Source organism: Stenotrophomonas sp. 3diitr2024 (assembly GCF_042136455.1).
Classification (GTDB): domain Bacteria; phylum Pseudomonadota; class Gammaproteobacteria; order Xanthomonadales; family Xanthomonadaceae; genus Stenotrophomonas; species Stenotrophomonas sepilia.
In genome coordinates, this window is the sequence record NZ_JBHHMJ010000410.1 from 1 (window position 1) to 10561 (window position 10561).

The 10561-nt window shown below is 65.5% G+C and carries 4 protein-coding genes and 1 pseudogene; 3 read left to right on the forward strand and 2 right to left on the reverse strand.

The features are described from left to right. Positions 1–111: 111 nt before the first annotated feature. Positions 112–4581, reverse strand: a pseudogene (locus ABGA94_RS10245) (NAD-glutamate dehydrogenase); the annotation flags it as partial. A gap of 250 nt (positions 4582–4831) precedes the next feature. On the opposite strand from ABGA94_RS10245, the gene ABGA94_RS10250 reads away from it, so the two are divergent. Genes ABGA94_RS10250 through ABGA94_RS10260 form a run of 3 tightly spaced genes read left to right on the forward strand, consistent with a single transcriptional unit; the run spans position 4832 to position 9945 of the window. After that, the gene (locus ABGA94_RS10250) at positions 4832–5488 is read left to right on the forward strand and encodes a TetR/AcrR family transcriptional regulator (protein WP_005417420.1); all 657 of its coding nucleotides are present in this window, start codon (positions 4832–4834) and stop codon (positions 5486–5488) included. Then, positions 5488–6756 carry an efflux RND transporter periplasmic adaptor subunit gene (locus tag ABGA94_RS10255; protein ID WP_069139730.1) on the forward strand — a complete coding sequence of 423 codons (1269 nt, stop codon included), beginning with the start codon at positions 5488–5490 and terminating at the stop codon, positions 6754–6756. The genes ABGA94_RS10250 and ABGA94_RS10255 overlap by 1 nt, the downstream gene beginning before the upstream one ends. A gap of 15 nt (positions 6757–6771) precedes the next feature. Continuing rightward, a complete protein-coding gene (locus tag ABGA94_RS10260) occupies positions 6772–9945 on the forward strand; it encodes a multidrug efflux RND transporter permease subunit (RefSeq protein WP_005417430.1) in 3174 nt (1057 codons plus the stop codon). A 152-nt stretch (positions 9946–10097) separates the two neighbouring features. Here the strand turns inward: ABGA94_RS10260 and ABGA94_RS10265 are convergent, their stop codons facing one another. Then, positions 10098–10469 (reverse strand): hypothetical protein, encoded by a 372-nt coding sequence (locus tag ABGA94_RS10265; RefSeq protein ID WP_227844489.1) that lies wholly within the window; start codon positions 10467–10469, stop codon positions 10098–10100. Between the last annotated feature and the right edge of the window lie 92 nt (positions 10470–10561).

Below are 10561 nucleotides of genomic sequence, written 5' to 3' on the forward strand. Positions count from 1 at the left end.
GGGGATGGGTGCTCATGGGGATCGTCCGTAGTTGGAGTTTCTCGTATCGGCCGCGACAGCCTGCCATTGAGGGCCGCGCTGCGCACATCGCTAAAGTTGGCCGCGCCGCGCCGAAGCGACGCGGATGTCGTTGAACGGTCCCTGGTAGCGGTTGACCGCTTCGGTGATGCCCGGCATCGCGCCCGAGCGCGACAGCAGCCAACGCACGAACGAGCGCTGCAGCTTCCAGATCACTTCCAGGGCGTCGATCTGCACCGACTCCGGCACCTTGCCGTCGAGCGCGTCGATCTGTGCCCACAACGCACGCGCATCCAGCGTTTCGCGGCTGATGGTGTAGGCCTTGGCGACCTCGGCGATGGAACGGCCGGTGTCTTCCTGCATGCGCATCAGGAAAGTGGCGCCCATGCGGTTGATGGTCTGGTTGGTCACGGCCGTGGCGATGATTTCGCGCTTCAGGCGGTGACGCTCCATCGCGTCGGCGTACTTCTTCTGCAGCGGGGTCGGGAAGTAGCGCTGCAGCTCCTTGGACAGGTACGGATCTTCCGGAATGTCCGAATCCAGCAGCTGGTTGAACGCCACCAGCTTGGAATAGGACAGCAGCACCGACAGCTCCGGACGGGTCAGGCCCTGGCCGCGTGCCTTGCGCTGCGAGAGCTCGGCATCGGACGGCAGGAACTCGATCTGGCGATCAAGCAGGCCCTGCTGTTCCAAGGTGCGGATGAAGTGCTGCTTGGACCCCAGGCGCTTGACTGCCATCCGCTCCATCAGGCTCAGCGCCTGGTTCTGGCGGTAGTTGTCGTTGAGCACCAGCTCGGCGACCTCATCGGTCATCGACGCAAGCAGCTTGTTGCGCTGCTCGACGGTCAGCTTCTTGGCCCGCACCACATCGTTGAGCAGGATCTTGATGTTGACTTCGTGGTCGGAGGTATCGACGCCGGCCGAGTTGTCGATGAAGTCGGTGTTGAGCAGCACGCCGGCCTGGGCAGCCTCGATGCGGCCCAGCTGGGTCATGCCCAGGTTGCCGCCCTCGCCCACCACCTTGCAGCGCAGCTCGCCACCGTTCACGCGCAGCGCGTTGTTGGCGCGATCGCCGACATCGCTGTGCTGCTCGCTGGCGGCCTTGACGTAGGTACCGATGCCGCCATTCCACAGCAGGTCGACCGGTGCCTTCAGGATCGCGCTCATCAGATCGTTCGGCGACAGCGCCTTGACGTTCTCGTCCAGGCCCAGCGCTTCGCGCACCTGCGGGGTGATCTCGATCGACTTCAGGCTGCGCGGGTACACGCCGCCGCCCTTGCTGATCAGCTTGGTGTCGTAGTCCGCCCAGCTCGAACGCGGCAGGGTGAACAGGCGCTCACGCTCGATGAACGACGTGGCCGCATCCGGATTCGGGTCCAGGAAGATGTGGCGGTGGTCGAACGCAGCGACCAGGCGGATGTGGCGAGACAGCAGCATGCCGTTGCCGAACACGTCGCCGGACATATCGCCGACGCCAACCGCAGTGAAGTCCTGGCTCTGGCTGTCGCGGCCCAGCGCACGGAAGTGGCGCTTGACCGATTCCCACGCGCCGCGCGCAGTGATGCCCATGCCCTTGTGGTCGTAGCCGACCGAACCACCGGAGGCGAATGCATCGCCCATCCAGAAGCCGTGCGCGATGGCCAGGCCGTTGGCGATGTCGGAGAAGGTCGCAGTGCCCTTGTCGGCGGCCACCACCAGGTACGGATCGTCCATGTCGTGGCGCACGACATCCACCGGCGGCACGATCTTGTTGTTGACGATGTTGTCGGTGATGTCCAGCAGGCCCTGGATGAACAGCTTGTAGCAGGCCACGCCGTTGGCGAAGATCGCATCGCGGTCGCCGTTCACCGGCGGGGTCTTGGCGAAGAAGCCGCCCTTCGCGCCGACCGGCACGATGACAGTGTTCTTGACCATCTGTGCCTTGACCAGGCCCAGCACTTCGGTACGGAAGTCTTCGCGACGATCCGACCAGCGCAGGCCGCCACGCGCAACCGCGCCGAAGCGCAGGTGGGTACCTTCCACGCGCGGGCCGTACACGAAGATCTCGCGGTACGGGCGCGGCTTCGGCAGGTCCGGCACCAGCGCCGAATCGAACTTGAAGCTGATGACATGGCCGTGCTGGCCGTTGGCATCGGTCTGGTAGTAGCTGGTACGCAGGGTCGCGTCGATCACGCCCATGAACGAGCGCAGGATGCGGTCCTCGTCCAGGCTGGACACGCGATCCATCAGCTTCAGCAGTGCATCGCGAGCGGCCTGCATCTGCGCGTCGCGGTCCCCCTTGCGGGCATCGACCACGCTCTTGAGCACCTTCAGGGTGGCATCGTCGCCAGCGGCCAGCACATCGAAGTGGGCCTTCAGCTGGGCCTGACCGGCCGCGATGTCGTCCTTGCTCTCATGGCCGGTAGCCGGATCGAAGCGGGCCTCGAACAGTTCGACCAGCAGGCGGGCCAGCAGCGGGTAACGCGCGAAGGTGCCTTCCACGTAGGCCTGCGAGAACGGCACGCCGGTCTGCAGCAGGTACTTGCAGTAGCCACGCAGCATGGCGACCTGGCGCCAGTGCAGGCCAGCAGCCAGCACCAGGCGGTTGAAGCCGTCGTTCTCGGCGTCGCCGTGCCAGACGCGGGCGAAGGTCTCGCCAAAGGCTTCATCGACACTGGCGGCATCGATCACGCCAGCGGTCGACTCGACCTCGAAGTCCTGCACGTACACCGGCGCGTTGTCGACCGACAGGCGGTACGGACGCTCGGCGATCACGCGCAGGCCCATGTTTTCCATCATCGGCAGCGCGTCCGACAGCGGGATGTCATCCAGCTGGCGATACAGCTTCAGGCGCAGGCCATCGCCGCTTTCGCGCGGCACGGCCTGCAGGCTCAGGCGCAGGTCGTCCGGGCCGGTCAGCGCGTCGAGCTGGCTGACATCGTTGGCGGCAACGGCGGTGCTGTTGTCTTCGATGTAGCCGGCCGGCAGCGCCTTGCCGATGCGGGCGGCGATGCGCAGGCCTTCGGTCTCGCCGTGGCGGCTCACCAGCGCTTCGCGCAGGTCGTCCTGCCAGTTGCGCAGCACCTGGGCCAGCTTCTGCTCCAGTTCGGCGGTATCGACGTCGAGCATTTCACCCGGCTTCGGGCGCACGATCAGGTGAACCTGCGCCAGCGGCGATTCGCCCAGCACCACCGAGCTGTCGACGAACTCGCCGTGCAGCGCGTCCTTGAGCATCGCTTCGATGCGCAGGCGCACGTCGGTGTTGAAGCGCTCGCGCGGCAGGTAGACCAGCGCGGAGATGAAACGGCTGTACTTGTCACGGCGCAGGAACAGGCGGCTGCGCACGCGTTCCTGCAGGCCCAGCACGCCCATCGCGGTGCGGAACAGCTCGTCCTCGCTGGACTGGAACAGTTCTTCGCGCGGCAGGGTTTCCAGGATATGGCGCAGGGCCTTGCCACTGTGGCTGGCCGGGGCCAGCCCGGACTGCTTCATCACATGCTCGTGGCGCTGGCGCACCAGCGGGATTTCCCACGGGCGACGGTTGTAGGCGCTGGAGGTGAACAGGCCGAGGAAACGCTGCTCGCCGATGATCTTGCCCTTGGCGTCGAACTCCAGCACGCCGATGTAGTCCATGTAGCCGGCGCGGTGCACGCGCGAACGGGCATTGGTCTTGGTCAGGATCAGCGCATCCTTCAAACCGGACGTGGTATTCAGGCCCTGCGCGGCCAGCGTCTTGACCGGACGGGCGGCGGACTTGTCCTTGCCGCGCATCAGGCCCAGGCCGGTGTCGTTCAGCGGCGCCAGCACCTCTTCCTTGCCCTGCTTCTCGACGCGGTACTCGCGGTAGCCGAAGAAGGTGAAGTGGTTGTCAGCGGCCCAGCGCAGGAACTCCTGTGCTTCCTTGCGCGACGCGTCGTCGACGGGCAGCTGGCGGCTGCCCAGGTCGTCGGCCAGTGCCAGCGCCTTGTCCTTCATCGGCTGCCAGTCGCGCACGATCGCACGCACTTCATCCAGCGCCTTGTTGATGGCCTGCTCGATGGCAGCCATCGCATCGGCCGGCTGGCGGTCGATTTCCAGCAGCATCACCGACTCGGCATCACCTTCGCCGACCTTGACCAGCTTGCCGGCCTTGTCGCGGGTGAAACGCAGTACCGGGTGGCCCAGCACGTGGACGCCCACGCCCTGCTCGGCCAGCGACATGGTGACGGTATCGACCAGGAACGGCATGTCGTCGTTGACGATCTGCAGCACGGTATGCGGCGATTCCCAACCGTTGGCCTTCGCGGTCGGATTGAACACGCGGACGTTGGCCTTGCCAGCCTTGCGGGCCCGGGCGAATTCCAGCGTCTCAGCCGCGAGAGCGGCCCACTCTTCAGCGCTGTGGTGCGGGAACTCGTCCGACTCCATGCGCTTGTAGAAGTCAGTGGCGAAGGCCACTGCTTCGGCCTGTGCGGCCGCGGGGTAGCGCTTGCGCAAGGCCGTGTACACCGGCTCCAGGGAGAAACCAGCGGTCACTGCGACCTCCGACTCTGCTGGTTTCGTCTTGTTTTTCACGGTCTTGGCTGCGGTTTTTTGCGGTTTCATGGCAGAGCGATGCGCTTGCTCAGTTGGGAAAATGAAATTGTAGCCCTACCGCACGAAAAGGCCTTGCTGCAGGACGGAATAAGCAGATTCGGGTTTGCTGCGGTTTAGACGCCTATTCAGTTCGCTCCGGTATGGAGCTGGCGCCCGCTTCAGCACTGCCGACAGGATCGGCAAAGCGTGTTACCGGAAGACACACGCGGCGACGCCGATTCGATTCCACAATCCTGAACTGGACGGTATAGTCCACCGCGTGAACCCGGCCTACCTCCCCGTTGCCCTCGACGCACGCGATGAGCGCGTGTTCGATGCCGTGCGCGAACTGCTGGCCCAGCAGGGCATCCAGATGAGCATGGACGCGGTGGCCCAGCATGCCGGCTGTTCCAAGCAGACCCTCTACTCGCGCTATGGCAGCAAGCAGCAACTGCTGCGCCGGGTAATGCAGCGCCACGTCGGCCACGCCACCGGGGCCATGGTTCGTGCACTCCGCAGTGACGACCTGCGTGCCAGCCTGCTCCAGTTCGCCACCGACTTCCTGGAGCATTTCAACCAACCGCACGTAGGGCAGGCCTGCCGGCTGATCGCGGCCGAGGCGGCCCAGTTTCCCGAAGAGGCGCGTACGCTGTACCGGCATGGTGCCGGCGCGTTGTCGCTTCATCTTGCTGAATGGATTGAAACCGTTTGCATGCAGGGCCAGCTCCGGCATGACGACCCGCACTTCATGGCCGAACTGCTGCTGAGCATGATCGCCGGTCAGGATTTCGACAAACAGCGCTTCCATACCCCCCACCGTGATGACGCGCTCTTGCGTCGGCGCTGGGCAGAGTTCTCCGTCGACAGCTTCCTGCGCGCCTTCGCGCCTCAGCCGTCGCCGGCCCCGTCTACAAACCAACCCCGGAGTTCCTCCTGATGACCGCCCCACTCCGCACCCTTGCCTTGACGTGCGCCGTTGCTGTCGCGCTGGCTGCCTGCAAGAAGCCGGAACAGCAGACGCCCCCGCCGCCGGAGGTGGGCGTGATCGACGCCAAGCCGCAGACCCTGCCGCTGCAGCGCGAACTGGTCGGCCGCCTGTCGCCGTTCCGCAGCGCCGACGTCCGCGCACGCGTGCCGGGCGTGCTGCTCAAGCGCGTCTACCAGGAAGGCTCGCAGGTCAAGCAGGGCCAGACCCTGTTCCTGATCGACCCGGCGCCGCTGCGTGCCTCGCTCAACGCCTCCGAGGCCCAGCTGGCCTCGGCCCGCGCGACCTACGCCAACGCCAAGGTCGCCGCCGACCGCGCACGCTCGCTGGCCCCGCAGCAGTTCGTCTCCAAGTCCGACCTGGACAACGCCGAATCGGCCGAGCGCACCGCGCTGGCCGCGGTCAAACAGGCCGAAGCGGCAGTGACCTCCTCGCGGATCAACCTGGGCTATGCCGAAGTGACCGCGCCGATCAGTGGCGTGGCCAACAAGCAGCAGGTCACCGAGGGCGCGCTGGTGGGCCAGGGCGATGTGACCCTGCTGACCACCGTCGACCAGCTCGACCCGCTGTACGTCAACTTCTCGTTGAGCGTGGACGAGCTGACCCAGCTGCGCGCGCAGCAGGCCAAGGGCGCGCTGGCGCTGTCCGGCGACGGCAAGGCCACGGTCAACGTCAAGCTCGCCGACGGCACCACCTATGGTGAGCCGGGCACGCTGGACTTCTCCTCGACCACGGTCGACCCGGCCACCGGCGCCGTGTCGTTGCGCGCGCTGCTGCCGAACCCGCAGCAGATCCTGCTGCCGGGCGCCTTCGTCAGCTTCCAGGCCAACCTGGGCGAGCGCAACAACGCCTTCCTGGTGCCGCAGCAGGCCCTGCTGCGCGATACCACCGGCGGCTACGTGATGGTGGTCGGCGCCGACGGCAAGGTCGTGCGCAAGAACGTGAAGACCGATGGCGCGCAGAACGGCAACTGGCTGGTCAGCGACGGCCTGGCCGCCGGTGACAAGGTGATCGTGGCCGGCGTGCAGAAGGTCAAGGAAGGTGCACCGGCGGTGGCCAAGCCGTGGACCCCTGGCCAGGACGCCAACGGCAAGCCGGCCGCAGGCGGCGCCGCCCCGGCGGGCGCTGCACCGGCTGCAGGCAAGGCACCGGCCGACGCGGCCAAGCCCGAGCAGGCCGATGCGGCCAAGCCGGCCGCCACCGATTCGAACAAGCAGTAACGGGAACCTTCCGTCATGCCTAAATTTTTCATCGAACATCCAGTCTTCGCCTGGGTGGTTGCGATCCTGATCTCGCTCAGCGGCGTGATCGCGATCCTCAACCTGGGCGTGGAGTCCTATCCCAACATCGCCCCGCCGCAGGTCACCGTCTCGGCGACCTATCCGGGCGCCAGCGCCGATACCACGGAAAAGTCGGTCACCCAGGTGATCGAGCAGCAGCTGACCGGCATCGATCACCTGCTGTACTTCAGCTCCTCGTCCGCCTCCAACGGCCGTGCACAGATCACCCTGACCTTCGAGACCGGTACCGATCCGGACATCGCCCAGGTGCAGGTGCAGAACAAGGTCTCGCTGGCCACGCCACGCCTGCCTTCGGAAGTCACCCAGCAGGGCGTGGTGGTGGCCAAGGCCAACGCCGGCTTCCTGATGGTGGTGGCGCTGCAGTCCGATACCCCGACCATCAACCGTGACGCGCTGAACGACATCGTGGGCTCGCGCGTGCTCGACCAGGTCTCGCGCATCCCCGGCGTCGGCAGCACCCAGCAGTTTGGTTCCGAGTACGCCATGAACATCTGGCTGAACCCGGAAAAGATGCAGGGCTACGGCCTGTCGGCCAGCCAGGTACTGGCCGCGGTGCGTGCGCAGAACGTGCAGTTCGCCGCCGGCGCGCTGGGTTCGGATCCGTCGCCGGAAGGCCAGCACTTCACCGCCACGGTCTCGGCCGAAGGCCGCTTCAGCTCGCCGCAGGAATTCGAGAACATCATCCTGCGTGCCAACGCTGATGGCTCGCGCGTGCTGCTGAAGGACATCGCCCGCGTCGCCTTCGGTGCCAACAACTACGGCTTCGACACCCAGTACAACGGCAAGCCGACCGGCGCCTTCGCCATCCAGCTGCTGCCGGGCGCCAACGCCCTGAACGTGGCCGAAGCGGTGCGCGCCAAGATGGACGAGCTGCAGCCCAGCTTCCCGGCCGGCGTCACCTGGTTCTCGCCGTACGACAGCACCACCTTCGTCAAGATCTCGATCCAGGAAGTGGTCAAGACACTGTTTGAAGCAGTGCTCCTGGTGTTCCTGGTGATGCTGATCTTCCTGCAGAACTTCCGCGCCACGCTGATCCCGACCCTGGTCATCCCGGTGGCGCTGCTCGGTACCTTCCTGGGCATGTGGATGATCGGCTTCACGATCAACCAGCTGACGCTGTTCGCGATGGTGCTGGCGATCGGCATCGTGGTCGACGACGCGATCGTGGTGATCGAGAACGTCGAACGCATCATGACCGAGGAGGGCCTGGCGCCGAAGCCGGCCACGCAGAAGGCGATGACCCAGATCACCGGCGCGGTGGTGGCGATCACCGTCGTGCTGGCCGCGGTGTTCATCCCCTCCGCCCTGCAGGGCGGTGCTGCCGGCGAGATCTACAAGCAGTTCGCGCTGACCATCGCCATCTCGATGGCGTTCTCGGCGTTCCTGGCGCTGGGCTTCACCCCGGCGCTGTGCGCGACCTTCCTCAAGCCGACGCACAACGACAACCCGAACATCGTCTACCGCACCTTCAACAAGTACTACGACAAGATCAGCCACACCTACGTGGGGCACATCACCTCGGCGGTGCGCCATGCGCCGCGCTGGATGATCCTGTTCGTGGTGCTGACCGCGCTGTGCGGCTTCCTGTTCACCCGCATGCCGGGCAGCTTCCTGCCGGAAGAGGACCAGGGCTATGCGCTGGCGATCGTGCAGCTGCCGCCGGGCTCGACCAAGGGCCAGACCAACGAAGTGTTCGCGCAGATGCGTGGCATCCTGGAAAAGCAGGATGGCTATGAAGGCATGCTGCAGGTGGCCGGCTTCAGCTTCGTCGGTTCCGGCGAGAACGTGGGCATGGGCTTCATCCGCCTGAAGCCGTGGGAGGAACGCAAGTTCACCGCGCCCGAGTTCATCCAGAACATGAACGGCGCGTTCTACGGCATCAAGGAAGCGCAGATCTTCGTGGTCAACCTGCCCACCGTGCAGGGCCTCGGCCAGTTCGGTGGCTTTGACATGTGGCTGCAGGACCGTAGCGGTGCCGGCTACGAACAGTTGACCCAGGCCCGCAACATCCTGCTCGGCCAGGCCGCGCAGAAGCCGGACCACCTGGTTGGCGTGCGCCCCAACGGCCTGGAAAACGCGCCGCAGCTGCAGCTGCACGTGGACCGTGTGCAGGCGCAGTCGATGGGCATGTCGGTGTCGGACGTGTACAGCACCATCCAGCTGATGCTGGCCCCGGTGTACGTCAACGACTTCTTCTACGAAGGCCGCATCAAGCGCGTGACCATGCAGGCCGATGGTCCGTACCGCACTGGCCAGGAATCGCTGAAGAGCTTCTACAGCCCGTCCAGCCTGACCCAGAACGCCGATGGCACCAACGCGATGATCCCGTTGAACACGGTGGTCAAGTCCGAATGGGTGTCGGCGCCGCCGTCGCTGAGCCGCTACAACGGCTACTCGGCGATCAACATCGTCGGTTCGCAGGCACCGGGCACCAGCTCGGGTGAGGCGATGCAGACCATGGAAGGCATCGTCAACGACGACCTGCCGGCCGGCTTCGGCTACGACTGGTCGGGCATGTCCTACCAGGAAATCCTGGCCGGCAACGCTGCGACCCTGCTGCTGGTGCTGTCCATCGTGGTGGTGTTCCTGTGCCTTGCCGCCCTGTATGAAAGCTGGTCGATCCCGGTGGCGGTGCTGCTGGTGGTGCCGCTGGGCGTGCTGGGTGCCCTCGGCCTGTCGATGCTGCGCGGCCTGCCCAACGATCTGTTCTTCAAGATCGGCCTGATCACCGTGATCGGCCTGGCGGCGAAGAACGCGATCCTGATCGTGGAGTTCGCGGTGGAGCAGCGCGCAGCAGGAAAGAACCTGCGTGATGCCACCATCGAAGCGGCGCGCCTGCGTTTCCGCCCGATCCTGATGACCTCGTTCGCGTTCATCATGGGCGTGATCCCGATGGCGATCTCCACCGGTGCCGGCGCCAACTCCCGCCACGCCATCGGTACCGGCGTGATCGGCGGCATGCTGTTCGCCACCCTGCTCGGCCTGCTGATGATCCCGGTGTTCTTCGTGGTCGTGCGCCGCATGCTGGGCGACAAGCTGGACGAACCGTCCAAGGAGTTCATGGAACGCCAGCGCGATGCGGATGCCGCACATCGTCCGGATCGTTGATCCGGTGCTGCGCTGAGAACGAGAAGGCCCCGGAGCGATCCGGGGCCTTTTTATTGCCACAATTGAATTCATGCCAACCCAGGTTGGCATCTACCGGAATAACGGCATGGCCGATATCCGTCAACCTGGGTTGGCGCTGTTCGGGCAACGCCTCAGCGCATCACCGCGACCACGGCGCACACCGCCACCAGAATCAGCGAGGCCCACTGCATGGGTACGAAGAAGAAATGGTGGGGCGCGGCCTCCCCCTTCTGCCGCGGCGCACGGTTGAGCCACAGGCCCAGCACCACGTTCACCGCTGCGCCGAGGCCTGCGCCCAACAGAACCTGTGACAGCGGAGTATTGCCCTTGGGGCCGTCATGCGGAAAGAAGTACGCCAGCAGCAGGATCGCTGCAATCGGCGTCACCAGCGTCATGATTCCCCAACCGCGATAGATCACGTCGTCATCCTCGAAGAAACGGACTGCATTAGAGCAGCATGCGTCTCTGCAGGCCAACGGCAATGACGTCATCTGGATGACCATCATCCACGCGTGGCGTGGACCTACCGCCGCGCCGCCATTGCGGCGGCGCGGCCCTGCGTCTCAGCGCAGCCCGGTTTCGTTGCGGGCGATCA